Below are 23,534 nucleotides of genomic sequence, written 5' to 3'. Positions count from 1 at the left end.
CATTGTGTATGGAAGTCATCGTTGACTGGCTGCAAAGTGGGAAAACAAGTCCGCGGTTTCGTACGCGCGCGATGGCAAACGCGAATGTGTTTGCAGTGAAGGATCAGGATGTAGCGCGTCTTCCGGCCTGTCCAGCTTGTGGAGCGGGACATGCTGAGCCAGCTACCGTTCGGCAATGACGAAGCAAAGCTGCTTTTGGAGGATTCTCTATTGGCAAGCTTGGCCCCATACAAACAACTCGCTTCATTCGAACCAGAGGCAGGAGGCATCCTGATGGGCTACAGGAGAGGCGATCACATCCACATCACTGAAGCGACATTTCCGTCGAAGGATGACATTAGAAGTCGATTCAGATTCTTCCGACATGCCACCCACCACCAACGCGTAGCTCTTCAGCGATGGAAAGATACGGATAGAACTCTCGACTATGTCGGCGAATGGCACACCCATCCAGAAGACGATCCCGTGCCGTCGCACATTGATCTAAAGCATTGGCGCGAGATAGCTGCTAGCAGCCGCCGCCCAATGGTCTTTGTCATCGTCGGTCGACTGAGCAACTGGATAGGAGTAGGTCATTTCGATCAGGTCCGCCAAGTTCCCTGACATGAACACGGAACACGGTAGCTCTGCTTTGGCATGACCAGCGACATCCTTTGTTAAACAGGAGATTCGTGATGTTAGGGAGCCCAGCCGAAATTGAGCGTCTGCTGTGCGGTGGCCCCAAATCGCCGCCAGACTAAGACCGTTTGGGGTCGAAAGCACCTAGTCGCAAACCGAGTTAGCGGACTCACAAAATCCCCGGTGACCGGCTGTTAGCGAGAGGCTGCTGCGAACCTGAAAACAATCATTGGGGAAGTGACGGTCTTGGAGCTCTGAAAGACTGATATGACTACGTGAGTGATAGTTCGCCCAGCTGCAATAAGCGGCAGCAACCGCTGCAATGCAGTCATCCGCAGGACCCATTCCGGGAAACTGCGAGTCCACGTGCAAAAACAAAAGGCTGCAAACCTAAGTTTGCAGCCTTTGCTTTTTGTGGTACTTTAAGTGGTACAAAACTCAAATTCTTTTGCAAGCCTTTGAATCTTAAGCCATCTTGGCGGAAACGGAGGGATTCGAACCCTAGAGAGTGAGTTTTAGAGCGTACCCAAGCGGCTTTTTCAGAGGGAGGCTATCCGCCCGAGTACGCTGGAATTGGCTCATTTTGGGGCAGATTTAGGGATGGCATGCGCTGGACCAGCGGCAGCTCGCGGGGTCTGCGCTGCTTGTGTGCGGCTCCAGCGCTAGGCTACCGCCGCTCCGGGGCGGCTCCAGAGCGAGGCACACCTGCCGCCCGAACCCGGCGAGCCCCCCCCACCCTTCGCCGGTTGGGCCCTGCCGATGACGCTATCCGTGCAACGCCCCCTGGCCTTTGCACGAATAGGCTGACTCATTCCCCGCATCTCCGGTCTGCTATCTCTTGCTGGATGCCGGGAAAAAGTCTTCTCGGCCAGGCAGATCTACATCAGTAAGCAATTGCTCCCACCAGATTGCCGCTTTTTCAAGCATTTCAGGCACTGATGTGGAAGCATCTGGATCGTTTCTATTTTGGATTATTTGCGTAATTACGGTTAAATCCTCGGTCCCGTCATCATTTTTAAAAATTATCTCGCCAACCATCACCTTAAATTGATCATCAGGAGTATTGAGATGAAAGTGCTTGTTGGCATTGCATATTTGATGGCACGCGTTTATCACCGAAAATGCGTTGCGCAAGTAGAGCAAAAAGGCTTTATTGTTCTTTAAGTTCACGCCTTGCAGAACCCGCTGAATATTGCTTGTCAATACGCTGCTACCACTAACGGTGTGATACAGCCAATCGACCATAGCCAACGATGTGGAGGCAGCATTGATCGTTGCGTAGAGGTGTGCGTCTTGGCAATGCAATACGCTAGCAGGCGTCGCTCCAACTGTGATTTTTTCGGGAATGGCTTTGATCAGCTCGATCTCCCAATTTAGTTTGCGAAGCACTTGCCATATGCTGATTAATCCCAGTGTCCTATCACTTGCATTGATTGACATCTATTCTTCCAGGTGGATGCATGACAGCCAAGAGTATCACCCCCAAGGGTGGAAACAGTCTTTCCACCCTCTGGGTGCATAGCCTCCCAAATCTCCTTGCGGCGCTTGATGGACTTAGCCCGCTGGGCTGCCCTCAGTTTAATTTGTTGCAGCGTGACAACGGGGGTCTCGCCGGAATCAGCCGGCGCTGGCTGGCAGCTGCCGCCCAACGTTGATTTTTCAGACCTGCGTTGTGGGCGGGGAAATCAAACCAGGGGTCGAGTGGAAGAGGGTCGATCGACACATTGTCGGCCAAGCTGCGTGATCGACAGCCGAACGTAAAACGTACGCTAGGTGTTCAGATCACAAGAGCAAGGCGCCGACGGAATTCGTCCTCACCTCAGCCCCAAAACTGACCGTGCAGCAGTTTCAGCCGAGACGCCAGCGTCTCCGCGTCGTGCTGCATGTGCAGGACTGGCGTGGTGCCAATGCTCACATGCTCATACCAGATGTGGAAGGCGCGAGCTTTGGGCAGCATCTGGGCTGTGTCCCTGATTGCTCCAGCGATGCTGCTGGCGGTGAAGCTCAGCGCTTCTGAATGCTCATTCATGACCCTGGCCAGATATTGCCCGGGCGCGCTTTTTTCGATGTGCAGGCCCTGGATCATTTGTCACTCCGGATTAGATCAACGGGCCCTATTTTCTCCACCCCCGCCCTGCTGGATGTAGGCCGAATCCAGTGTATCCACAGCCCTTTCATCCAGGCCAGCGCATACAGCACGCTGACCGCGAAGATGCCCCATTGCTCGGCCTTCCATGAGGCATAGAACCAGAACGGCTGGCCCAGCATGCCGAAGACGCACGCCCAGCGCCTGAAGCTCTCAGAGCGGGCCTGCGACAGCCAGGCGGCAGCTGCACCGAGAACCGCGATGGCAACTTGATCAATCTGCATGTGCTCATCCCAAAAACTGGATAAAAAAACAGTATATAGGCGCTCTCAAAGACCGCGCACGGGTGCCGGCTAAAACCATTTTTCGTTACTACGAAAAACAGCTTGCACTACCAGTTAATTGTTACTACAATAAACTCATGTTCACAGTAATCGAAACCCCGACATTTCAGAAGCAAGCGGCTAAGGTGTGGACCGAAGCCGAGCGTCTGGATTTCATCAGCTGGATCTCGACTAACGGCCAAATGGGCGATGTGATCCCCGGCGCTGATGGTGCCCGTAAGGTGCGTTGGTCGGTGGCCGGCAAAGGCAAGCGTGGCGGTGCGCGAGTGATCTACTTCAACCTGACCTCTGACGAAATTGTGTTCCTCGTAGCTGTGTATGCGAAGTCGGAAAAGGAAAACATCCTCCCCAGCGAGATTGAAAGGAAATGAGAATGAAGACCCTAAAGCAACTCCAGGGCCTTGCTACCGACAAGGTAGCCAAGGCTATTGAGGCCGATGCTGGCGAAAGCCTCCCCGGCCTGCGCGAAGCGCTTGCCGAAGCTAAGGCGGGTCAGTACGGGGCAGTGCATACACCCAAGCAGATCGCCGCACGCAAGCCAGGTCGTCCAGCAGGCAGCGTAAAGGTGGCCGCTAAGGTATCTACCACCCTCCGTTTGGATCCTGATGTGCTGGAAGCATTCAAATCCCAAGGTGCGGGGTGGCAGACCCGCATCAATGATGTGCTCCGCGAGGATCTCAAGCATGGTCGCATCCACCGAGCCAAGGTTTGACCGTTGAAACAGCACGCATCGTGTGCTAACTGCACAAACGAAAAAAGAGCCTCCCCAGTGCCTAAGTGGCGCCGGGGAGGCTCTTTCTATTTCTGGCTGCAGGCTTGGTCGCTGTCGTCACCGATCAGCCGGCGCTCGATATTCACCTGGTCGCATAGCGCGGCTACTTCAGCATCCCGTCGCTTAAGGTCGCCTCCGAGGCTTGCGACCACGCCGAGGCCTTCTGCAAGCTGTCGGTCGAGGGCTGCGGCCTTATCTGCAAGATCGCGGCGGGCAGCGGCGTCGGCCTGGGCTTGCGCACGATAAGTGGCGGCTCGGCTGTCGGTGTCGCGGTGCAGGCGCTCAGCGCGGGCAAGCTCAGCGCGCACATCCACATCAATGCCAGTCTTGAGGTTCGCCAGGCGGTCGGCGTTGTAGATCGTGTCTTGGGCATGCTTGCTTTCCTTGATCGCGGTTTGGGTTTCATCAGTTCTGGCGGCTTCTGCGCGAGTGGCCTGCCGCTGGGCCTGCTCGGCGCGCAGTTCGGCGATGGTCTTACTGGCCTGCCAGCCCTTAACCACCCAGCCAGAGGCAAATAGAGCTAAACCCACCAGGGCGTATGCGTAAACCCTCCAGGTATTTGTATAAACCCCCCAGGTCATAGTCCCACCTCGCAGATCTCGCCGTTGGCATCGCCCCGGGCCTGCAGGCCTGGCAGCACCACAGACACCCCTTTGACCGTGCCACGGTTCCAGCGCGGATTTTCGCGGCATGCACCCACCACATCCCCTGCATTGGCCTTGCGCAGCAGCGTCGAGGTGTACAGCGCGCCATCGCCCTTGTTGTGGATGAAGTCGATGAACACAGCCTGCTGCAGTGGGGTATAGGTGGTCCAGAGGCGGAACATGCTCATGGCCGTGCGCTCGGCCGCCAGATAGCGGCTGCGCTCAAGCGCGTAGCAGTCGGCCGGCGTGTAGTACCGACCAGCCACCACAGCGCGGCCCGTGATGCCATTGCAGACGGTCAGCGGCTGGCCTTTGCCCAACTTGTCGACGTAGGGCGTACCAATGTGGCGGTAGCTGCTCTCGTAGTAGCTGCCCATCACCATGGCGATCTTGACTGCCTGGGAAGTGCCAGCATCAGTTGCCACAGCCTGGATGTACTGGCTCTGGTCGGCCATGGCCTGGGCGGCAGCCTTGTCGCGCTCGGACACAAGGTAGCCGCCGGCGCCACCCGTCAAGACTGCCAGGGCCACCAGGCCGGCGCGCAGTGCATTTGGGATCTTGCTCATGACAGGTCCGCCCTCTGCGTTTCGCTCATCTGGCGGTACTCGTCCAGCGTGATGATGCGCGGGCCCAGCCGTGGCTTGACCCATCCCCAGCGCTCAAACGCTGGCCGCCACAGCTTCTTCCAGAACCACTCGCAGATGAGCAGCACCGTGTAGAGCGCCGCCACGATAGAGGCAATGGTCCCCCACGGGATGGAGTTCACCCAGAACCAAGTCTCAAAGCTGGAATTGACCGTCGCCGCCTGGGCGATCTTGTCTGCCACTTCAGTTTGCGCGGCCGTGGCCAAGGTCAAGGCACTGGTCGCCTTTGCCATCGGCATGCTGATATCTGTGCTGTGCATTGAGGCACTCCCTCAGAAATAAGAAAACCCGCCGGAGCGGGTTGTGTTGTGTGTTGTGGCGAGGGTTACAAGGTCTCGGCGTAGCCGAACAGCTCGTGCAAATCGGCCTCGGTCAGGTTCAGGCCTGCCGCCAGCAGTAGCACCGTGGGGCTGTCCGACTCGATGGCCGCCGATCCCTGCCAATCCACCAGGGCCCGGTAGCGGTCGAACTCATCGGGGATCAGATTGATCTGCGCCTCGATGTCCTCGTTCTTGATGCCCTTCATGTCGAACAGCGCAAGCAAGGCCTGGCGCTTGGTCACGGTCACCCGCGCAGCATCTCTGGCGGCCTGCTCGGCTGCCAGGCGCTCGGTTTCCCGTTGGGCCAGCTCCTCATCGCTCAGTGGCACGACTTCCCACTGCTGCAGGTAGCCTTCCTCCGTTTGCACTGGGGCCAGCTCCACGGCCTTGTGGGTTGCCTGAACAAATGTGGGCTGCGGCTGATCCTCCACCTGAGCGTACTGCTCAAGCGGAACGAACGGATCTGGGAAAACTGTCAATGGGTGGCGCTGCATGATGTCAGCCTGGCTCAGCCCCCACTCTTTGGTAGTTGTATCAATAAACATATTCATCCTTAGTTGATCGCTAAGCCAAGGCGCGTGCCGTTTGCGATCCATGTCACAAAGCTGTTGCCATCTACGTACGCCCCAGCAGCGCCTCCCATTCCAATCGCGCCATCAGACTGCGAGTCAAAGGTTCCACTGGTTGAACCGTAGCTTCCGCTGGCTCCAGGCATTCCCATTGCGCCGCCGTCTCCGCCCTTGCCCCCAGTGGCCACGCCTTGGGTAGAGCCACCGATGGATGGGCCACCGACTGTCTGCGATGTGCCAGGGTTGCCGTACGTCTGCCACACAAATACAGGTGTGCCGGAGGTGTTAAAACCGGCCCCGCTTCCACCCGATCCACCATTGCCAGTACCCACATACCCTGTACCACGGAAGATGGCCTTCCAGGCCCCATTCCCGCCTGCTCCTCCGCCACCGAATATGGTCCCAGAGGTGTTGTCAATTCGGATGCGAGTGCGTGTGTAAATTGCGGTGCCTCCATTGACTAGCCCGCCAATGCGACCGCCAGGATTGCGGATGGTCAGGCAGTCGTGCGGAATGCCGGAAATTACCAGCGTAGCCACGTCCACGCCTGCATTGATGGTGCAGGTAATTTGGCCAGTACCATTCCATCCGCGCGCGCGGGCCAGTGCAGCAATGTCAGGGCTGCGGACAGACGCGGCAATCGTGATTGCCACGCTGCCACCGCTCATAATCATCCTTTGCGCCATCATCCTGCATGCCTCCCAGCGACGAACAGAAACCACTTAGTTAGACCGTTGTCGGTGCAGAGCGTCACCGTCAACCACTCACCAAAAGCTAACGTTGGAAGGGTTGCCCCCACTGGCAATGCAACATTGGAGCCGAACGTCAAGGAGAAACTACCAGTTTGATAGATGCGGATCGTCAGCTGATCGCCCATAGCGCGGGGAGCTGGAATATTGATCGCTAGATTGCCTGCCATGCCAACCATGTGCATCGATCCTGCGGCTGGGTCGCAAGTAATTGCCCCCGACACGTTGCTATGTAGTTTTACCTGCTCTATCACCGCTGACGCCGTGAAAACCCGTGCCCACGGGCTCCAGGCCGCATCGTGCAACTGCCGCTCGAATGTCCATCCTTGCTGTGTGCCTTCAAGCACTTGTGTGGCACGCTGGGTCTTGCGTAAGGCTGTGCCGAATGTGAAGACGTTCCAGCAGGAAATGGTCAGGGTTGTTGGCCAGTCGGCCCCCGCGCCGGTGCCATCGTTATAGGAGGCCCACTGCCCCAGAGGGGCATCCGCCATGGAAGTTGCCTTGGTGTAGATGGGCCCAGATCGCTCGACCAACCCCACCACAACGCCAGTCCGCCCCATAACCGAGGCAACCGGCCCGGCTTGGATAGCGTCCATCGCATCGCGCACATCTTGGACCGCTGTGTCTGCCGCTACGCGGCTGGCATTTGCTGCGTTTGCGGACTGACCAGCAGCGGTTGCAGCATTTTGGGCATCCAGAGCCTTGGCTTGCGCCCATTGGGCATTGGTATAAACCTGGTCAAGCGCAACATTGAATGCCAGCCGCTGCGGCTCATAGGAGGCCGCCAGCGCGAATGCCTTGGTGCTGAAAGTGACCCGGTCGTCTGTGGGCTGCGGCGCAGGAGGATACGCCGGCACGGGTGTTGGTACTACTAAAGGCATCACACCTCCTCAAGTTGAATAGCAAACATCGAGTAGTCGTAGTACTCGATAGAAACAGACCAGTCTTTGGCAATGCCAAACACGTTCAGGGCCTCAATGTCCTGAGAGCCCAGGAACAGTATTGGCTTCGCCCGGTTTTGGGCCATGTAGTTTTTGATGGCAGTAATTTCCGTGCGCCTGATGGGCACCGACATATCTGCCCAGCCGATATAGGTACGCTCGACCAGCACCCGGTTGCCGAACTCATCCAAGGTTTTCTTGGAAAAGTCCTGGATACCCACCGATGCCCCCAGTTGAACGCCGTGCCCCCACTCCTGGGCATTGCCAAGGATGAGGTTGCCCACTTCCATCTTGGTCGTGCCAGTGAAGTCAACCAGTACGTCAGCCTGCGGATAAGCTGGCAGGCCTGTGAAGAGACCAAGTGCCCCAGTAGGTGTCCATTGCCCGAAGTGCCACTCCCACCAATCTGCAGCGGCCGGCGCCAGGCCCACGGTTAGGTTTTTGTCGTAGACCGTTCCAAAAGTTGGATCTACGACGCGAACTCGGACAGATTGCACATCTACGAGGCCAATGGCAGACACAGCATCCACCGTGCGCCCAAACCTGAACCGGTAGGATGCCGTCGCATTGAACTTGGAGCTCTGCGATGTGCGCCCATTAAAAAGGGCCCACGTATTGGTGGGCCCTACCTTGATCCAGAGCGTTGGGTTGTCCGGTGGCGGTACTGCATCGTTGACTGCAGCCCCAGCCTGGTACACCTGGTGCTTGTAGCGGACCCTTGACCCTTTAGGCCAAGAGCCAGCCACCCAAGCAACCGCTGAATCCTCCAGGGGAGGCTGAGCGATCAGGACGCTGTCGGTGATCTCCAGCGGGCTGACAGTTCTAAGTCCTGTCATGCGCTTTCCTCCTCTTCTCTGGGTTGGGGCATGCCCTCTGTATCCCACCTGGTCAGCACCTTGTTCATGCGCTGCACGGCAGGGACAGAAGCAGCAGCTTCAGACTTGCGATTGTTGTCATGGTTCTCCAGCGCAACGCGCAGAGCACGTACCTCAGAGACCAGTACCGGGTTATCGCTCGACGACTGCAGCGCGCCGGAGAACGCCGCACTACCCGTCGTTTGAATTACCCGGCCAGCTGCTGCTGCAGCAGCCTCTGCAACTTGCTGGTTGCCGATATCGACCCCGTACTTGCCTGCCAAGTAGCTGCGGGTGTCTGTCAGCGAGGCCAGCCACTCAGCCTGCTTTAGCAATACATCAGCTTGCGACGATGCATTTGCCTTGGCCATGTTCTCCAGGTTGCGGATGATCTGAGGCAGCTCGTCGGCTGCATCTTGATCCCCGGCCCGGGCCTGGGCGGTCTTGATGGCAAACAAGGCCTCGTAGTACGCGGCCCCGTGGTCATCGGTCACGCCCAGCAGCTCGCTACGCAAACGCTCCATCTCGTTCAGCATGGAATCAATGGTTTTGCGCCACTGATCCGCCAGCTTCTTGGCTGCGGCCGCTGCATCCTCTGCCGCCTTCGTTGCAGAGTCGTAGCCCTTGGCCACATCCTTGATGGCGGGGCTGTAGGTAGACATGGGAGGGATCACCGATCCAATGTCATTGCCCAGGTCGCGCACAAAGTCAATGGTCTCGTCCAGCATGGCCTTGAACGCAGGGTCATTGAGCAGCGTCTTGAGTGCAACTGCTGCGGCCTTAGCGTTCGCCACCATCGTTTCAATCGCCGCGCCACTCACCAGACCCGATACCGAAGAGCCCGCCATCGCAGCGGTAACCACCGGAGTGATAACGCCGTCAATGATCGAGTTGAGGATGGTGGTCACCGCCTGGCGGTAGATGGCCTGCTCAAAGCCGGATGCGATGCTGTCTGCCAGCCACTCGCCAGCCTGTGCACCACGCCCCTCGTTGATCTCGTTGATGAAACCATCAACCAGGCCATCGACCGAAAGGCCGAGCGTCGAGAGGGTTTCCTCGCGGATCTCAATCAGCTCCTGCATGCGCGCTGTCAACTCGTCCCGCGCTTGCTGCAGGCTCGCGCTTGCAGCATCTGCACCAGCAGCAAAGTCATCAGCAAACTGCAGCAGCTTGGCAAGCATCACCTCGTCTTTGTCTGCAATGGCCTTTTCGACCAGAGCGCGATACTTCGCCTTGGCATCAATATCGCCGACACGCAGATCGAGCCCCATCTCCTTCATGCCCTTGTCTGCCTGCTGAGCTGCTCTGGTGCGCTTCTCTTCCTCGCTGTAGTAGAGGTCATAGTAGGTTGCTGCGGCCTGCGTGAGCGCATCCATGCTGCCCATGGCGTCGACCAGCTTGCTAGCCCAATCTGCAGCGGAGAGCGAACCCTCCAGCAGAGTGGTTCCCAGCAGATCAAACACCATGTTGACCCCCGCCAGGCTTGCAGAAAGGCGGGTCAGCGCGTCTACAGCGGTCTCACCCACCCGGACGTATTCACCCATCACAAAAACCTGCTCAGTAACGGTTTCCGTCACTTCGCGGCCTACCCGGGCCTGCTGCTGGGTATCCCCATCAGAGACAACATCCACGGTATCCCACACCATGCGGGTGATCTCCCGTGTCTGCTCCTCCCACTTGCCCAGGACTGACCGAGCCATCTCTTCATTGGCTTGCGCCAACGCCGCCTCGATCTTCGCAGCAGCCTCCTCTTGCGTGAGACCGGTTAATTCCAGCCCCCTGCCACCTGTGTCCGGGTGGATCTCGTCCAGGCCCAGCGCCACTTTCATCGCTCGGATCGAATCACCGTTCAACCCCAGGCTGTCAGCTCTTGCGGCAGTGTCCTCCCGCATGTCCTTGAAAGCGTCCTGCAGGATCTTGATGGGGCCGGCCACAGCCTCGATAGAGCCGTTGTACTGGTCCAGCATCTCCAGGCGGCTGTATTGCTGCTGCATCTGCCTCTGACGGTATCCATTGCGTGGATCGTCCGGGTTGTCCGCAATCTCTTTTTTCAGCCGCTCGATTTCAGCTCTTGCCTTTTCTTGCTCCTTCTCTGCGACGATGTAGCGATAGTCCGGGCCGCTAAACAAGCTGCCGCTTTCGCGCAACAGCTGGTAGCCGTAGAGGTTCCCGCCCAGCTCACCAGTGATACCGGTGCCGACCTGCTTTTCCTCTTTAAACATGCCCCCCAGGTAGGCCGCGATCAGCGGAATCATCATCACGCCGGCCGCGCCCCAGCCACCATTGAGCCCCATAGCAGAGCCAGTGCCCCCATTGCCGATACCCACGCCAGAGCCCGGCCCCACCATGGATGCTGGCAGCGCTTGGCCCTGAATCTGCATGCCCAGACCGGTTGCCCAGTGCGAACCGGTGTAGGTGCCGAAGTTGGTCAAGCCACGCCCGATCAATCCAGCGGTGGAGCCCGAATACAAGCCATAGCCGGAGTTAGCGGCAGAACCCAGATTCAGGAGGTTTCCGATTCCACCCCCACCGCTTCCGCCGAGCACCGTGCCGAGCGCACCCATCATGGCCGAAGACCCATCTCCGAACAGCGATGCGCCAATGTTGATGATCCATTTGCGGATGGTCAGCTGGTACAGCATGTCCAGCACGGCAGATTTAAGGGTCTGGCCCAGTCGCTTGAATGTGCCAGCGCCATCCTCAAAAACATTCGTCCAGGTCTGGTGCGCAGATTGGTCGATGCTCTGGAAGAAGCTCACCCAATTGCCCTCTTGCGATTGGACCAGGGTGGCCGTCTCTTCTGCGACTTCCTTCTGCCCAAGCAGCTCGTTGCGCTCTCGCAGCTGCTTGATCTGCTCTTGCAAGGCCTGAATCATCATCGTGTCGTAGACCTCGAATGACTTCTTGGCCTGCAGATCCGCAAGCTCTTTTTCCTTTGCAACAATGACCTGCTCGCGGCGCAGGCGCAAGATGGTCTCTTGCTCCTTCTTGGACTTGCCGATCAAGGCAATCTCATCGCGCAGCTGTTTGTTGCCTTCCTCCAAGCTGTTCGCTGTCGCAAAGGCCGCATCCACGTTCTGCTTTTGCTGATCTTGCCAGGCCTTGCGGGCCTCGGCCGCTTCCTTGTAAGTCGCGGTGAGCTTCTCCTCTACCTCCAGCTCCTTGAGCTTGCTCTCCAAAATAGCCTTGTGGTCGCTGGAGATATTCTTCTTCAGCTCGGCCTGCATCTTGATCCGCAGGCGCTGGCTTTCGGTGATTGCTTCGCTGGACTGGTGCTCTAGCTTTTCCTCTGCAATTTTCGCGTTGATGGCATCCAGCAAAGACAGATAGGATTTCTCCTCCTGCTTGGTGCCGGCAACAACTTGTTTGCTGTATTTGGAACGGATCTCGCCCAGCGCAGTCTGGTGCGCAGCGGTGATCTGTGCGACCTGGCCAGCATCACCTTGCGCCAGGGCAATGGCTCTCTCGTAGTTCGCTGTTTCCTTTGCAATGTCTGCAGCCTTGCGCTGTGCTTCGGTCATTCGACCTGTGTCGGCCAAGTATTCCGTAACTGTCAGCTTGCGGGCTTCGGCGATCTTTTTATCCGTTTCGGCAAGCTTCCCCGTCTCATCGGCAAGCTCCTTCAGGATAGCCGTGCGCTTGCTCTGGGCCTCCGCGTCCATGCGGCCACTCAGCGCATGCAAGGCCCGTCCAGCTTCCTCAATCTTCTTGTTGGCATCGGAATATTCTTTGCCAAGGGCCTCGATGTCAGTAGGGCCCACACCCATTGCTTGCTTCTTCTTGGCAATGTAGTCGTCCAGCTTCTTATTCAGCGCATCAAGGGCCGGCGTCAAGCCAGCCAGCATGCGCGGACCTGCGCGCTCTGCGGCCGCAGCAGCTTCCTGCGACGCCCGGCCAGCTTCTTCGGCCTTGTTCTTGAACGCCTGATAGGCTGCCGTACCCGCGCCCACAGCCAGAACTAACCAACCCAATGGTCCCAGGGAGGCCATGAAGCCCTTCACCGCGACACCGGCAGCCGTGAATGCACCACCTGCGGCCACAGCTCCTGACACCACAGTAGTTAACCAACTCGACACGGCCAAACCGACCATGGTGGCGAGCATGGTTAGCACAGGGCCCACGTTCTTGGCCAGAATGTCAATCGCACCGGTAAGCAAGGAGGTTGCACCGGTGCTTTTGTTCAATTCGCCTGCGTACTGCGTGACATTGTTCACCAGTTTGGTAAACGCATCCGTCACTGTCACAGGCATAGCGTCGGCTTGCTTGCCCAGCTCCTGCATCTGCTTGGTCACCAACATCAGCTTGTCTGCGCTTAGCTGGCCTTTGCCAACCATGTCCTGCAGGCCGGCGATAGTCACGCCCAGCGCATCGGCCAGCGCCTTCTGCAGTGCTGGTGCGCCAGAGATGACCGTCTGGTACTCGCCCATCGTCATCTTGCCTTGGAGCATAGATTTGGACCAGGCATCAATCACGCTCTTGGTCTTATCGGCCGATGCAGAGGACACCGTGAGGCCATAGGAGAGCGTCTCCACCATGTCAACCGTCTCAGCGGTCGTGTACCCCATCTGCTTGAGGGATTCGGAGGTGCGGATAAATAGCTCTGCCGTGTCGGCAATGGGCTTGTAGACGCGGTTGCTGACATCCATCAGCCGGCTCATGGCAGCCTCGCCAGCTGTTGCGCTGCCCGTTGCCTGGTTCATGCGACTGGAGAGCTGGCCCCATGCGTCCGCATAGCCGACCAGCTTGGTAACGCTGAATCCAGCGGCCAGCCCACCGAGCGCACGGGAGGCAAGGCCAACACTGCGCTCGATGGCGGTCATGCCAGCGTCTACTTTTTGCTGCACCTGGCGCACGTCCTCAATGAGGCGCGCAAAGTTCGCCATCATCTGGATTTCGAGGGTTCCAGCAATCATTTGTGTGCTCCAGAAACGCAAAAAGCCCACGCGTTACGGCGTGGGCCCTTTAAAAACCGCTCAAAGCGGATTGAATTGACAGTGAGTCGGAGCGCCTATTTTTCCTCTAGGCAACGCGCCGACCAGTCCTTATCGAAAATCATTGCATAAGCCTGCTCTAACGAAGACGGACCTTCGCTGGCCAAGCCAAGTTCTTTGCGCTTCCTGGCGTTAAATTCATCCAGTCTCGCATTCAAGCTCTCTATATCCGCTTTGGCCTGCAAACTGTCCTTCAGGACAATCATTGGAAGCTCTTGAAGCCTGACGTATTCTCCCGGCACTATCAAAAATTTTCGGGGCCCGACATAGGCCCCATACTCATTCTTCGAATTTACCGTGCCACAGAGCACCCCAGTTTGAGTAAAAAATTCGTCCTCAAACTTCGCAGAGGCCGGGTCTTTTAGCTGCCCGAGCACGGGCTTACGAAGCTCGGCAACTTTTGCCTTGCGTTGGGCCTCAGCTGCTTGACGCTCTGTCTCTGCCTTCTCTTCTTTATTCGGCCCGCATCCGGCCAAGACTGCAATGGCTAGGCCTGCAAACATCAGTCGCATATCCCCTCCACGAATGAAAAGGGACATGCTACCAAACGCTACCCGCCGCGCAGCACATCCTTGATTCGGCGTGCGATGGCCTGCTTTTCCTGCAGCGCATCGACAGGCATCCAAGGCGCCGGCCGCTGCGGGTTTTCAGCAGCATTCACCTCCGAGACAAACTCGGTGGACATTTGCCGCAGCAAGTCCACCTCCCAGGGTTTGAGTTGCACACCCGAGAGCAGCGCCCAAGACCGGATCTCGGTGAAGCTCAGCCGCACCGGCCCAGCCGCCCCAGGCTCGATGAAATCAAGCCTTCGCAGATATTCCACCAGGTAGCCCAGCTCAGGGGCCAATGGGGGGTAGTAGATCTCGGCATCGTCCTCCAAGGCTTTTGCGGCCCGAGAGGGAAGCTTTACCTCCCTCTCAGACCGGCCCACCTTGTCGGTCCTCTTCTGCGATGCATTCCACCAGGCGAGCTGGCGGATGTAGAGGATTAGCTCGTCTGCGAGCCCTGAGTAAAATTTGACCAGTCCTTGACGTGCTCGGCCACCTGATCGGCGATAAAGCCAATCGAGCGATCACCGTATACGGCCAAGGCCAGTTCACGGCCAGTCAGGCCGTCATAGTCCAGCTCGACAAAGCTGTGGGTGATCTCGGCCAGGTACTGGGCTTGCTCTTTCTGCTTTTCGTCGGAGGTCTGCTCGAACTTGCCGCTTTTGCGCAGGCGAGACACTGCACGATTGGAGATCTTCGTTTGGGCAGCTTGGTACTCACGGGAGCCAGGGCCATAGACGTTCACGCCCACCGGCTTCTTGTCGCTCTTTTTGTCACCCTCGGTGTACATCAGATTGTCCTGGGCATCCTTCAGATGCAGGAACGAGGTTTCAGCGACAGCTTTGGACTTGATATTCAGAGACATGTAATTTCCTTATAGCGGAGAGACAAATAGGCCCGTGCGCAGCCGCCCGCCCCGCTATATGGAGCGAAGCGGCTGCGTCGGTGCAGGGGTGGCCTTGCGGCCAATGGGTTACAGGGATGGGATCAGGGGGCCGGCACTTCCACAATGCCGACGCCAGACTTGCTGGTGGTCAGCTCCAACTGGACCGTGGCCGAGCGCATCGAGTCCACGCCAGCGGTGGCCTTTTCAAACGAAATGACCTTGGCTTGGAAGTAGTCGATGTCGCCGCCTTGGTACTCGACCTTGAACGAGTAATCCTCGTCTTCGTTCAGAGCCTCGCTCAGCACGATCTGGCCAGGGTCCTTGTTGTCGATGGCCAGCTGCAGAGTCTTCTGGCCTTCATTGAAGGAGCCCTTGAATTTCTGCGTGCCACGGTTGTCGATGGGCTGGTGGGTCACCACCGCATAGGTGCGGCCGTGGCTGCCCCCATCGGTGATCTCGCCGATCCGTGCCCAGTCGGCAACTGCCGCATAGCCTGCAGCATCAAACGTGGCAGGCGGATTGGCGGAAATGCTGATTTTTGTACCAGCAACGGTTTCTACTCCGGACATGGAGCTTCCTTTCTGCAAAAGAAAAGGCCCAACGAAGTGAGCCCTTGGGTTAAGCCGTTGCCGGCCATTTATCGGTCACGCTTTGAAGTGACCATCAAATCAATGGAGCGCCCAAAAATGGACACCTCCTCGTTATCGAGATCCGGGCCCAGCCCGGCGTTGCGCACGTTGTTTACCGTGATGCCATTTACCAGGCCGCGCTTGTTCTCGCAGGCCTTGCGCACAGCACCTATTAAGCGCTCCTTGGTGGCGTAGTCCTTGGCAGCCACAGTCACCTCGATGCGGCCTGTCTCCATCACCTTGATCTCATCGCCGCTGATGGTCTGCCGGTCGTTGTCGCTGATGTTGCGCAGGGACAGCGCCGGCAGCGCAGAGCTCTGGGGGATAAAACCCTGGTGCATACGATCCACCGGCACCAATGCCACCAACGCTGCATCAGCCTTCAGAAGCGCCATGACGACGCGGAATGCATTGGGTGCGCTCATTGCTCAGCCTCCACAGCTACGCCAGAGGTATCGAGGCCGTGTTTCGTTGCAAGTCGGGCTTTCATGTAGTTGCCGGCCGCCACGATTGCCTCTTGGCCTTTGTTGTCCAGCGCTGGGCGCATGAAAGGACGGGCCCTGATGCCGGGATGCAGGACGGATGCGCCGACAAATTGCCCGCCGATCTGTAGGGACCCCTTGGCCATCATCTTGTTCAGCGTTTTAAGCCCCACCTTTTCCTCGCCTCGGCGCGTCTTACGTGTGGGGGTGTCCTTGGCGGCCACACTAATCCAGTGCGCAGCCGTGCCAAACTCAATCCAGTGGGCTTTAAAGTCGTCGGTCTTCACACTCGCGGTCACCACACCCTTTTGATTGCGCGTGCTGATGCGGATACTTTCACGCAAGTCACCGTCATCCACCGCCGCGCCGCGCTTGGCTTCCGCTTCCAGCACCTTGGCGCCGGCTCGCAGCGCCCCGCGCATCACGTTCTTCTGCAGCTTCTCGGGCAACTGCTTCATGAACTCGGCCAACTCTTTGAGCCCTGTTACCTTAACGCCAGAGGTTGCCATCGTCTGCCCTCCCAAAGTCCTTGATGAGCAGCTCAATGCCGTCTCTGCGCCCCAATTCGGCCGGGCCCGCAACGATCTCGCAAACCCGGTCAGGGTCGCCATCTACCCCCAGGACTACCACGCGCATATCAGCACGCACGCCCGATAGGTAGCGCATCCTCAATCGGGCAGGACGTTCGTTGATCTGCACAGCGTCTTCAATCTTGTCAGATCGTGAGGGCAGGACATCCTGCACTTGGGCCCAGCCGCTGGCGAACTCGCGCCACTCCTTTATCTCGGTGTTGTATTCCGGGTCTCGACCAATGACTTCGTACACCATGATGCGGATCTCTTTGTCCAGGTCGCCAGCAAGTAAAAGCATGGTTACACCCCCAGGCCAACACGGTCAGGCCACAAAATCCGCTCAGCGCGGGTCATTGCGGCTGGCGTAGGCTGATCGCTCCGCTTGTCGTAACGGTCGCTCACCATTTCCAGCACAGCAGCCCGAAACTGCGCGTTGGCTACCATGGGCGAGTCGCCTGCTGTGCCGCCGGCCAGCGCAGCATCGAGCGCCACCTGGTCAGCAAACACCTTGCGATTGAGAAACTTTTCAGCCAAGCCCTCGGCGGCCTCCACCAGCAGGGTGAGCAAAACATCATCGGATGTGCTGGCCCGGCAGTAGCGGCGCGCCAGGTCAAGGCTGGTGATCATTGCTTGCTCGCTTTCTTGGCGTCTGGTTTCGTCTCGGCCTTGGCGGATGCCTGCTTTACCTTCTCATTGCCATGCACGCGGACCAGCTCACGAAAATGGGCTTCGGAGGTTTCAAACTCCGTCACCACTTTGCCGCCCACATAGAGTGGGACAGTCGATTTGACTGGGATCATTTCGGTATCTCCAAGAAGATGGGGCCCGGGGATTTCCCAGGCCCCGGGTCATTACGGCGTAACGGTTGGCAGGTCGCCGTAGATGAACGCCTCAGGGCGGTAGACGGCCAGGGCGGCGCGCTCTTCGCAGCGGATAGAGATCAGGTTTTTCTCGAAGTCGTCGGCGTTCTCGGTGGAGATCACCACGTTGGCGTCTTCGCGGTCAAACAGCTGGGCGCCGTCACGGAATGCACCGGTGAGGAACTTGTTCAGGAAAGCTGCGATCTCGGTTTCCACCACTGGCAGACCCCACATCGAAGGGGTGTTGGTGCCCTGGGGGTTGCCGATGATGTAGCGGCCCAGGTCATCCTTGAGCAGCTCGATCTTGGCCCAGTCGGTGAAGTGCAGCACATGGCCGGAGGCCGGCACGCGGGCCAGTTGGGCCTGCAGCATGGCCCAGCGCAGCGTATCAATCGCAGTCGCACCAGCAGGAATGCCGGTGGACGAGTAAGCGGTGGCCTGCGGGATGATGCCGTGCAGATGCGCGCCAGTGCCGTCACCAAACAGGATTTCCTGCTCTTCCACGTATTTCAGGCCATAGCGCATTTCCTTGTCGATCAGGCTTTGCAGCTGTGCAAAGTCATCCATGATCTGCTTGGAGGCCTTGAACATGTGCGCGATGGTCGTGACCGGGGTGAGCTTGTTGGCAAACTCGATTTCGCTGTAGGGCTTGGCTGTGCCCTCAGCCACCACCTTGGCGGCATTGGTGAAGCCGGTTTGCTGCACCCAGTAGATGGCAGGCGACTCCGTGCGGCCAGGCGAGATGAGATCTCGGACAAACAGGCGCTGCTTGAGCGTCTCTTGAACACCAGGCAAACGCATGGGCTCGACCGTGCCGGCGGGAATGCCCGTGGACAAGAGTGCAGCTTGCACGGGGACGGACACGCGACCCTTTTGGTTGGCTTGCACAAAGTCTTTGGCAAATGCGGCCAGCTTGTCACTCTTGGCCACCGTGGCGCCCAGGCTCAGTGCGGCAGCAGCATCGCCCAAATGGTTTTTGCCAGCGACATGCTGCTCAACCTCGCCCAGCTGCGCCTTGAGGGATTCTGAGGCTTGGCGCAGCGTGTTGACCTCGGTGGCCATCTTGTCCACCGACTCCTTGGTTTCGGCGCTCATGTCGCCGGCCTTTTTAGCTTCCGCAAAGGCCTGCTCAGCCTTCTTGCTGAAGTCGCTGGACGATTTCTCCAGCGTTGCGTTTACCTGCTTGAGCAGGTCCTGTACAGACATATCAGACATGGTTTGTCCTCTTCAAAAAAGAAAACCGCCTTTTCGGCGGCCGTTGGTTTGCTTGAGATGGCTTAGGCTCGCGCCGCTGCCCCAAATTGCGCAGTGAGCGCCAGAAGGTGCGCGGCGTCTGCCGCTGAAACGGCAGCGCTTGGCGTGCCATCTTGGACAGCGCCAGGCGTGCCCTTGATTTCTTGAATCAGGCTGCGGCGCTCAGTGCGCGACATGCCTGCCTTGGCCAGTGTCATATCGAGGCGCTGGACAGCTGATGCCTTGGCACTCCGCCCCTCCTCGATCTGGTCTGCCGGCGTGAAGTCGTCAGCAAATCCCTGATCGACTGCTGTGGCGCCACTGATCCAGGTTTCTGCAGCCAGCATGGCCTGCAGCTTGCCCGCATCCAGCCCGGTGCGGGCCGCATACATGTCAACCATCACCGCGTCAAACTCATCGTTCTGCGCGGCGATGTTGCGCAGGTCATCGGCATTGCCGACGGCCAGACACCAGCATTTGTGAATCATGAAGAACGCAGACTTTGCAATCTGCACCTCATCACCCCCCATGGCCAGAACCGATGCGGCTGAAGCGGCCATGCCGAGCACGCGGATGGTCACGCGGCCCTCGTACTCACGGAACATGTTGTAAATGGCGATGCCGTGAAAGAGGCTGCCTCCTGGGCTGTTGATGTACACCGTCACATCCTTGCCGCCCAGGCTGCGCAAGATGCCCGCGCACTTGGCCTCGGTAAAGCCCGATCCGTCCCAGTCCTCGCCGATCACCTCAAAGATGCTGATGCTTGCCGCATCGTCCGCGCCCTTGGCTTGAAGGCCGCGATTCCAGCGCGCCATGATCGACTCGGGCACCTCAAAACGCGCTTTGGCGTTGAGGTGATCCGCCCGCAGAGCAGGCAAGTTTTTCTTGTTCATCTTCACCCTTTCGGTTCTTCCTCGAAGCCAAGGAGATTTCGCATTGCAGAGCGAATCTGCTGCAGCTCGCTGGTTGTGCCAATGGAGTCCAAGGTAGTCATGGCCGATTGCACGGTCAGCACTGCAGCGTTTCCGCCCAGCGGCTCCCGATCTTCCAGCTCACGAACCTCATCCCGGGTCAAAATTCCGTTGTTCACCATCACGGCATAGAACGCAGCGCGCCCGGCCGTATCCGCACGAAGCAGACCTTCGACCGCAAACTTTGGGTAGTAGCGCAGGCGCTCGGTGGGGCTCAGTAAATCCTTGGTGATGGATTGCTCAATACGGCGCAGCCACGGGCCCAAGGTGAATGTGAGGAAACCGATCATCTGCTGCTCTATCCCCGTCCCCCAGTTGGACCCTTTGTCTGTGTGGCCGACCATCCAGGGCGGAACGCGGAACCAGCGGCAGATCTCTTCTACGCTGAAGCTGCGCGACTCCAAGAGCTGCGCATCAGCGGGCTTGATCCCCACGGCCCCAACATCTATGCCCCCTTCCAGAACCGGCACCTCGCCGCGTTCGACAGATCCAACGTATTCCTTTTTGAACTCTTGGCGCTGGTCAGGGGTGAGCCACTTATCCACCTTGTAGTAAAGCGTCTGCAGCAGACCAGTCTTGAATGTCTTGCCGGCCGCGTCATCAGCAGCCAGCGCATTGCCGAAGACCTGCGCGCCATACTCGATTACCGAAACGCCATCTTTGCCGTCAAGGGAGAAGCCCGGGATGTGCCAAATTCGGTCGTTTGGGATGAGGCGCTGCCTACCGTTGTCTTCCACATAGCGAAATTGCTTGCTTCCATCGCTGAGGCGTGTCCACGACAGCCGGGCGGGCGCTAGAAACTTCAATCCGACAATGCGAGATCCGAGCATGAGCTTCTCGCACCTGGCACCATCTCGCAGCAGCATTGCCGCAACCACCGCCTCCCAAAACACTGAGGCCGTGCTGTCTGCGTTGGGCTGCGCATGGATGATCTTGTGCAGCCAATGGTCGCTTGCAGGCTTCTTGCCCTTCACCGTGCGCTCGTTTATGCCAAGCGGGAGGGTCGCAATGGTCTCGGAGATCAGTCGCGTGCAGGCCCACACAGTGGACAGGCGCAGCAGCTTCTGATCTGTCAACACGGTGCCGCTTGCGTGAACTACCAAGCCGGCACCACTCCCGCCACCAGGCAGGACCCAGCCGAGCACAGTGGCCCGGACTCGCCCGAGCGCCGTTCTCATTGGATTTTTCATCTTCCTGCCTTAATTCCACCCTTGAGAAATCCATCCATGTCCCCCTCTGTGGCGGCGCTCAAGCTCACGCCAGTCGCCATCAAAAGGGAGGCCATGTCGTCTATCTTTTCCGTGGACTTGCGCCTGTCTGGCGCGTTGTTCAAGTTCTGATCCTGTCTGGCCACCAGGTTGGAGGCGTTCCAGTTCAGCACCGGGTCATTACCGTGGGCCAGGCGGCCCGCCATGTAGTGCAGCTCCAGGTCCTGCATTGCAGGGTGGTAGCTCTGGGGCCCTTGCCGAAATAGCTCCATCGGCACGCTAGCCTGCTTGAGACGCTGCGTGAGCTGGGGCGCATTCCAGTTGTCATAGGCCACCAGTTGCAAATTGAAGGTCTCTTTGACCTCCAAAATCTTGGCCTCAATGGGCGCATAGTCGATCACCTCGTCACCGCACTCGATCAACAGCCCCGCCTCAACCCAGGCCTGATAAGGCACCAGACCGCGTGCCACTCGGCGCCGCGTTGCAGCAGGCGGCACCCAGCGCCAACCATAGGTATAGAGCCAGCCGTTCAAGCGCCACACCAGCCGCAATGAGGTCAGGTCACTGGTGCTCGATAGATCGAGGCCTCCCCAGCAAGGCACCGTGCGCAGCATGTCCAGATCGACAGCACCGCTGCACTCGCGCCACTTGGTAAGGTTCACCCAGCCACCAGCGACCGATGAAGGCCGATTCAGGCGCTTGATCTTGAATTCGCCGTAGGTGCCAGGCTTTTCCTTTGCCTCGATGGCCGCCTTTCGGATCTCGATCAGCAGCTTGGAATTGACCTCCATCAAGGGATTGGCCTTGTGCCAGGCCTCCTCATCAAAGTCATCGTCCGCCTCGGTGCCCAGGTCCTCGCTCTTCTCGTCCACCGCGTAGTAAATCGCCAGGTAGTGGTCCGCTTGCACCAGGCCGCGCAACACCTTCTTGGCAAACTCTCGCTCCTCTGCCCAAGGCCCGGGGCTGTCATAGCCCTCAGTGGTCAGGTATAGCCAAAGCGGATTGCCCCGGGCGCCGGCCGCCGACTTCAGCACGTTCAGCAGGTCGTGGTTTTTGTGGGCGTGCAGCTCATCCAGAACCGTGCAGGATGGATTCAGACCGTCCTGCGTGCTTGCTTTGGCGTGCAATGCCTTGAAGGTGCCTCCGTTGCAGTAGCTCGCAATGGCCTTTGCATAGGCCACCATATTGAAGGCCTCGCGCAGGTCGGAGGTCTTCTCCACCATGCGCTTGGCCACCTTGAAAACGATGCTTGCCTGGTCGTAGGTTGTGGCTGCTGTGATGACCTGCGGCCCTGTCTCGTCCTCGCATACCTGGCAGTACAGCGCGATGACTGCCGCCAAGGTGCTTTTGGCGTTCTTGCGCGCAATGGCAAATAGGGCTGTCGTGAAACGGCGCGTGCCATCCAGATTGCGAAACCCAAACAGCTGAACGAGAAAAAACACATGAGACTCATGCAGGATGATGGTCGGCGTCTCCCACTTCCCCTCTACGTGCGGCAGCTTCTCGCCGAAATCGCAGATGTCATTGGCATGCCATACATCGAACTTGAATAGCGCATCCTTCTTCTTGGCCCGCTCCAGGTCATCCAGAAATCTCTTGGCAGCCAGGCGGATCCAGATTCCGAAGCGCTTGCGGTTCTTGGGGTCCAGCGCCTTCTTGGCATAGGCCTTGGCGACAGCCACATAGTCTTTATCGAGCGTTTGCTCGCTTTCCGTTTTTCGTGAAGGCATTTGTTGTCGGCCCTTCCCCCACTGGCTTTACCTTGCCTTGGGCTACCGGCGTAAGGCCGAAATCGTTTATCAAGTTGCGCAGCTGACCAACCATGGAGGCATTGGGTGCCTCGCCGGCCGCGTACAGCTGCACAGTCTTTCCATGCAAAGCACACAGATGGGCTAGGGCCTGCAGCCCGGCCTCGGTCAGCAGCTTGTTAGCCACCAAGATTGGCGCCAGGCGGTCCCACTCTTTGAACGCATGTGCGTTGGGCAACCAGTCAGGCGCCTGCGGAACATCGGAGATGATCGGCAGGTCTAGGACGTTATCAGGCTCTCGGTCTTTGCGATCCGTGCCCGCGATGGCCTTGAGATGGGCGGGCTTCCTTCCGGGTCCAGGCATGAAGCACCTCCCCTCCAAAATTGAAATTTCTATCTTGACCGTGCGAAAAAAGTGTTCCGTGGTCGGTACTGGGTGGAGAGGCCCTAAGGTTTTGACCCACCCCTCCCCTCGCATTGATGCGACTCGCTCTCATTCGACGCGACCCGATGGCGCCCGCCCCCCTAGAGGTCGATGCTCAATCCTCCACAGGGAAGCCGTCGAGGCCTACCCTTACAGCAGGCCTGTGGCCCTTCTGCAGCTTGGTGAGCTTCTTGTGGCACTCCCTGTTCACCGCCCGCAGGTTGCTCGGGTCATCGGGGTTGCCTTGCGCCTTCCCTGTCTTGAACCAGGCCTTGGGCTTGATGTGGTCAACCTCATGTGCCGGCAGGGGCTGAAGAAATCCGCCTTTGCAGTCTGGGCACTGGCACAGGTGGCCGTCTCGCTCCAGGATCTGCAGTCGCAGCTTTTCCCACTGAGAGCCATATCCTCGGGCGTGTCTGTTGATATTTGACCAAGCCATCG

28 protein-coding genes are annotated in these 23,534 nt (G+C 58.5%); 3 read left to right on the top strand and 25 right to left on the bottom strand.

What is annotated here, in order from left to right:
* Positions 1–150 precede the first annotated feature (150 nt).
* Positions 151–603, top strand: coding sequence for a Mov34/MPN/PAD-1 family protein (locus tag AB7A72_RS10695; RefSeq protein ID WP_369459915.1), 453 nt, complete (start codon positions 151–153; stop codon positions 601–603).
* An 846-nt stretch (positions 604–1,449) separates the two neighbouring features.
* On the opposite strand, the gene AB7A72_RS10690 is transcribed toward AB7A72_RS10695, so the two are convergent.
* The 3 genes from AB7A72_RS10690 to AB7A72_RS10680 all read right to left on the bottom strand — a co-directional run bounded on the left by AB7A72_RS10690 (position 1,450) and on the right by AB7A72_RS10680 (position 2,988).
* Complete coding sequence (locus AB7A72_RS10690) at positions 1,450–2,058, bottom strand: hypothetical protein (protein WP_369459914.1); 609 nt, start codon at positions 2,056–2,058, stop codon at positions 1,450–1,452.
* A gap of 379 nt (positions 2,059–2,437) precedes the next feature.
* A complete protein-coding gene (locus AB7A72_RS10685) occupies positions 2,438–2,704 on the bottom strand; it encodes a hypothetical protein (protein WP_369459913.1) in 267 nt (88 codons plus the stop codon).
* A complete protein-coding gene (locus AB7A72_RS10680; RefSeq protein ID WP_369459912.1) occupies positions 2,701–2,988 on the bottom strand; it encodes a hypothetical protein in 288 nt (95 codons plus the stop codon). Before AB7A72_RS10680 ends, AB7A72_RS10685 begins: the two co-directional genes overlap by 4 nt.
* A gap of 137 nt (positions 2,989–3,125) precedes the next feature.
* Between AB7A72_RS10680 and AB7A72_RS10675 the strand changes: the two genes are divergently transcribed.
* Positions 3,126–3,419 carry a type II toxin-antitoxin system RelE/ParE family toxin gene (locus AB7A72_RS10675; protein ID WP_369459911.1) on the top strand — a complete coding sequence of 98 codons (294 nt, stop codon included), beginning with the start codon at positions 3,126–3,128 and terminating at the stop codon, positions 3,417–3,419.
* Positions 3,420–3,421: 2 nt separating this feature from the next.
* Positions 3,422–3,760 carry a BrnA antitoxin family protein gene (locus tag AB7A72_RS10670; RefSeq protein ID WP_369459910.1) on the top strand — a complete coding sequence of 113 codons (339 nt, stop codon included), beginning with the start codon at positions 3,422–3,424 and terminating at the stop codon, positions 3,758–3,760.
* Positions 3,761–3,846: 86 nt separating this feature from the next.
* Here AB7A72_RS10670 and AB7A72_RS10665 read toward each other — a convergent pair whose 3' ends face one another.
* The 22 genes from AB7A72_RS10665 to AB7A72_RS10560 all read right to left on the bottom strand — a co-directional run bounded on the left by AB7A72_RS10665 (position 3,847) and on the right by AB7A72_RS10560 (position 23,532).
* Complete coding sequence (locus AB7A72_RS10665; protein ID WP_369459909.1) at positions 3,847–4,401, bottom strand: hypothetical protein; 555 nt, start codon at positions 4,399–4,401, stop codon at positions 3,847–3,849.
* The gene (locus AB7A72_RS10660) at positions 4,398–5,030 is read right to left on the bottom strand and encodes a glycoside hydrolase family protein (protein ID WP_369459908.1); all 633 of its coding nucleotides are present in this window, start codon (positions 5,028–5,030) and stop codon (positions 4,398–4,400) included. Before AB7A72_RS10660 ends, AB7A72_RS10665 begins: the two co-directional genes overlap by 4 nt.
* Positions 5,027–5,368 carry a hypothetical protein gene (locus AB7A72_RS10655; RefSeq protein ID WP_369459907.1) on the bottom strand — a complete coding sequence of 114 codons (342 nt, stop codon included), beginning with the start codon at positions 5,366–5,368 and terminating at the stop codon, positions 5,027–5,029. The genes AB7A72_RS10660 and AB7A72_RS10655 overlap by 4 nt, the downstream gene beginning before the upstream one ends.
* A 65-nt stretch (positions 5,369–5,433) precedes the next feature.
* Positions 5,434–5,796: a hypothetical protein gene (locus tag AB7A72_RS10650; protein ID WP_369459906.1), complete on the bottom strand. Its 363-nt coding sequence runs from the start codon at positions 5,794–5,796 to the stop codon at positions 5,434–5,436.
* Positions 5,797–6,682: 886 nt separating this feature from the next.
* The gene (locus AB7A72_RS10645; RefSeq protein ID WP_369459905.1) at positions 6,683–7,627 is read right to left on the bottom strand and encodes a hypothetical protein; all 945 of its coding nucleotides are present in this window, start codon (positions 7,625–7,627) and stop codon (positions 6,683–6,685) included.
* On the bottom strand, positions 7,627–8,523 hold the full coding sequence (locus AB7A72_RS10640; protein WP_369459904.1) for a hypothetical protein: 897 nt from the start codon (positions 8,521–8,523) through the stop codon (positions 7,627–7,629). The genes AB7A72_RS10645 and AB7A72_RS10640 overlap by 1 nt, the downstream gene beginning before the upstream one ends.
* Positions 8,520–13,454: a tape measure protein gene (locus AB7A72_RS10635; RefSeq protein WP_369459903.1), complete on the bottom strand. Its 4,935-nt coding sequence runs from the start codon at positions 13,452–13,454 to the stop codon at positions 8,520–8,522. The genes AB7A72_RS10640 and AB7A72_RS10635 overlap by 4 nt, the downstream gene beginning before the upstream one ends.
* A 95-nt stretch (positions 13,455–13,549) precedes the next feature.
* Positions 13,550–14,044 carry a hypothetical protein gene (locus tag AB7A72_RS10630; protein ID WP_369459902.1) on the bottom strand — a complete coding sequence of 165 codons (495 nt, stop codon included), beginning with the start codon at positions 14,042–14,044 and terminating at the stop codon, positions 13,550–13,552.
* Between the two features lie 38 nt (positions 14,045–14,082).
* Entirely contained in the window at positions 14,083–14,412 is a 330-nt protein-coding gene (locus AB7A72_RS10625) for a phage tail assembly chaperone (protein ID WP_369459901.1), read from the bottom strand.
* A gap of 107 nt (positions 14,413–14,519) precedes the next feature.
* Positions 14,520–14,945 (bottom strand): hypothetical protein, encoded by a 426-nt coding sequence (locus AB7A72_RS10620; RefSeq protein WP_369459900.1) that lies wholly within the window; start codon positions 14,943–14,945, stop codon positions 14,520–14,522.
* A gap of 122 nt (positions 14,946–15,067) precedes the next feature.
* Positions 15,068–15,535 (bottom strand): phage tail tube protein, encoded by a 468-nt coding sequence (locus tag AB7A72_RS10615; protein ID WP_369459899.1) that lies wholly within the window; start codon positions 15,533–15,535, stop codon positions 15,068–15,070.
* A 68-nt stretch (positions 15,536–15,603) separates the two neighbouring features.
* Positions 15,604–16,020 carry a tail completion protein gp17 gene (gp17, locus tag AB7A72_RS10610; protein WP_369459898.1) on the bottom strand — a complete coding sequence of 139 codons (417 nt, stop codon included), beginning with the start codon at positions 16,018–16,020 and terminating at the stop codon, positions 15,604–15,606.
* Positions 16,017–16,586, bottom strand: coding sequence for an HK97-gp10 family putative phage morphogenesis protein (locus AB7A72_RS10605; protein WP_369459897.1), 570 nt, complete (start codon positions 16,584–16,586; stop codon positions 16,017–16,019). The genes gp17 and AB7A72_RS10605 overlap by 4 nt, the downstream gene beginning before the upstream one ends.
* The gene (locus AB7A72_RS10600; protein WP_369459896.1) at positions 16,567–16,947 is read right to left on the bottom strand and encodes a phage head completion protein; all 381 of its coding nucleotides are present in this window, start codon (positions 16,945–16,947) and stop codon (positions 16,567–16,569) included. Before AB7A72_RS10600 ends, AB7A72_RS10605 begins: the two co-directional genes overlap by 20 nt.
* A 2-nt stretch (positions 16,948–16,949) precedes the next feature.
* Positions 16,950–17,276 carry a head-tail connector protein gene (locus tag AB7A72_RS10595; protein WP_369459895.1) on the bottom strand — a complete coding sequence of 109 codons (327 nt, stop codon included), beginning with the start codon at positions 17,274–17,276 and terminating at the stop codon, positions 16,950–16,952.
* Positions 17,273–17,449 (bottom strand): hypothetical protein, encoded by a 177-nt coding sequence (locus tag AB7A72_RS10590; RefSeq protein WP_369459894.1) that lies wholly within the window; start codon positions 17,447–17,449, stop codon positions 17,273–17,275. The genes AB7A72_RS10595 and AB7A72_RS10590 overlap by 4 nt, the downstream gene beginning before the upstream one ends.
* A gap of 51 nt (positions 17,450–17,500) precedes the next feature.
* Positions 17,501–18,724, bottom strand: a complete 1,224-nt coding sequence (locus AB7A72_RS10585; protein ID WP_369459893.1) for a phage major capsid protein — start codon at positions 18,722–18,724, stop codon at positions 17,501–17,503.
* 62 nt (positions 18,725–18,786) lie between these two features.
* Positions 18,787–19,635, bottom strand: a complete 849-nt coding sequence (locus AB7A72_RS10580) for a head maturation protease, ClpP-related (protein WP_369460129.1) — start codon at positions 19,633–19,635, stop codon at positions 18,787–18,789.
* A 2-nt stretch (positions 19,636–19,637) separates the two neighbouring features.
* Positions 19,638–20,903 carry a phage portal protein gene (locus AB7A72_RS10575; RefSeq protein WP_369459892.1) on the bottom strand — a complete coding sequence of 422 codons (1,266 nt, stop codon included), beginning with the start codon at positions 20,901–20,903 and terminating at the stop codon, positions 19,638–19,640.
* Positions 20,900–22,651 carry a terminase large subunit gene (locus AB7A72_RS10570; protein ID WP_369459891.1) on the bottom strand — a complete coding sequence of 584 codons (1,752 nt, stop codon included), beginning with the start codon at positions 22,649–22,651 and terminating at the stop codon, positions 20,900–20,902. The genes AB7A72_RS10575 and AB7A72_RS10570 overlap by 4 nt, the downstream gene beginning before the upstream one ends.
* Positions 22,611–23,033: a hypothetical protein gene (locus AB7A72_RS10565; RefSeq protein ID WP_369459890.1), complete on the bottom strand. Its 423-nt coding sequence runs from the start codon at positions 23,031–23,033 to the stop codon at positions 22,611–22,613. The genes AB7A72_RS10570 and AB7A72_RS10565 overlap by 41 nt, the downstream gene beginning before the upstream one ends.
* Positions 23,034–23,208: 175 nt before the next feature.
* Positions 23,209–23,532 (bottom strand): HNH endonuclease, encoded by a 324-nt coding sequence (locus AB7A72_RS10560; RefSeq protein ID WP_369459889.1) that lies wholly within the window; start codon positions 23,530–23,532, stop codon positions 23,209–23,211.
* Positions 23,533–23,534: the final 2 nt, after the last annotated feature.

It is taken from the genome of Comamonas sediminis (genome assembly GCF_041107495.1).
GTDB lineage: Bacteria > Pseudomonadota > Gammaproteobacteria > Burkholderiales > Burkholderiaceae_C > Comamonas > Comamonas sediminis.
Note: the sequence above shows the minus strand (reverse complement) of the source record. Positions and strands in the feature narration are given on the sequence as shown.

Bases quoted from the DNA above. Each gene is read 5' to 3' on its own strand.
- AB7A72_RS10595 (WP_369459895.1), bottom strand. From the start codon at position 17,276: ATGATCACCAGCCTTGACCTGGCGCGCCGCTACTGCCGGGCCAGCACA.
- AB7A72_RS10565 (WP_369459890.1), bottom strand. From the start codon at position 23,033: ATGCCTGGACCCGGAAGGAAGCCCGCCCATCTCAAGGCCATCGCGGGC.
- AB7A72_RS10645 (WP_369459905.1), bottom strand. From the start codon at position 7,627: ATGCCTTTAGTAGTACCAACACCCGTGCCGGCGTATCCTCCTGCGCCG.
- AB7A72_RS10615 (WP_369459899.1), bottom strand. From the start codon at position 15,535: ATGTCCGGAGTAGAAACCGTTGCTGGTACAAAAATCAGCATTTCCGCC.
- AB7A72_RS10635 (WP_369459903.1), bottom strand. From the start codon at position 13,454: ATGATTGCTGGAACCCTCGAAATCCAGATGATGGCGAACTTTGCGCGC.
- AB7A72_RS10580 (WP_369460129.1), bottom strand. From the start codon at position 19,635: ATGAACAAGAAAAACTTGCCTGCTCTGCGGGCGGATCACCTCAACGCC.
- AB7A72_RS10670 (WP_369459910.1), top strand. From the start codon at position 3,422: ATGAAGACCCTAAAGCAACTCCAGGGCCTTGCTACCGACAAGGTAGCC.
- AB7A72_RS10660 (WP_369459908.1), bottom strand. From the start codon at position 5,030: ATGAGCAAGATCCCAAATGCACTGCGCGCCGGCCTGGTGGCCCTGGCA.
- AB7A72_RS10685 (WP_369459913.1), bottom strand. From the start codon at position 2,704: ATGATCCAGGGCCTGCACATCGAAAAAAGCGCGCCCGGGCAATATCTG.
- AB7A72_RS10620 (WP_369459900.1), bottom strand. From the start codon at position 14,945: ATGTCTCTGAATATCAAGTCCAAAGCTGTCGCTGAAACCTCGTTCCTG.
- AB7A72_RS10600 (WP_369459896.1), bottom strand. From the start codon at position 16,947: ATGCTTTTACTTGCTGGCGACCTGGACAAAGAGATCCGCATCATGGTG.
- AB7A72_RS10665 (WP_369459909.1), bottom strand. From the start codon at position 4,401: ATGACCTGGGGGGTTTATACAAATACCTGGAGGGTTTACGCATACGCC.
- AB7A72_RS10570 (WP_369459891.1), bottom strand. From the start codon at position 22,651: ATGCCTTCACGAAAAACGGAAAGCGAGCAAACGCTCGATAAAGACTAT.
- AB7A72_RS10590 (WP_369459894.1), bottom strand. From the start codon at position 17,449: ATGATCCCAGTCAAATCGACTGTCCCACTCTATGTGGGCGGCAAAGTG.
- AB7A72_RS10680 (WP_369459912.1), bottom strand. From the start codon at position 2,988: ATGCAGATTGATCAAGTTGCCATCGCGGTTCTCGGTGCAGCTGCCGCC.
- AB7A72_RS10675 (WP_369459911.1), top strand. From the start codon at position 3,126: ATGTTCACAGTAATCGAAACCCCGACATTTCAGAAGCAAGCGGCTAAG.
- AB7A72_RS10655 (WP_369459907.1), bottom strand. From the start codon at position 5,368: ATGCACAGCACAGATATCAGCATGCCGATGGCAAAGGCGACCAGTGCC.
- AB7A72_RS10695 (WP_369459915.1), top strand. From the start codon at position 151: ATGCTGAGCCAGCTACCGTTCGGCAATGACGAAGCAAAGCTGCTTTTG.
- AB7A72_RS10630 (WP_369459902.1), bottom strand. From the start codon at position 14,044: ATGCGACTGATGTTTGCAGGCCTAGCCATTGCAGTCTTGGCCGGATGC.
- AB7A72_RS10605 (WP_369459897.1), bottom strand. From the start codon at position 16,586: ATGGCAACCTCTGGCGTTAAGGTAACAGGGCTCAAAGAGTTGGCCGAG.
- AB7A72_RS10575 (WP_369459892.1), bottom strand. From the start codon at position 20,903: ATGAAAAATCCAATGAGAACGGCGCTCGGGCGAGTCCGGGCCACTGTG.
- AB7A72_RS10640 (WP_369459904.1), bottom strand. From the start codon at position 8,523: ATGACAGGACTTAGAACTGTCAGCCCGCTGGAGATCACCGACAGCGTC.
- AB7A72_RS10585 (WP_369459893.1), bottom strand. From the start codon at position 18,724: ATGTCTGATATGTCTGTACAGGACCTGCTCAAGCAGGTAAACGCAACG.
- gp17 (WP_369459898.1), bottom strand. From the start codon at position 16,020: ATGAGCGCACCCAATGCATTCCGCGTCGTCATGGCGCTTCTGAAGGCT.
- AB7A72_RS10560 (WP_369459889.1), bottom strand. From the start codon at position 23,532: ATGGCTTGGTCAAATATCAACAGACACGCCCGAGGATATGGCTCTCAG.
- AB7A72_RS10690 (WP_369459914.1), bottom strand. From the start codon at position 2,058: ATGTCAATCAATGCAAGTGATAGGACACTGGGATTAATCAGCATATGG.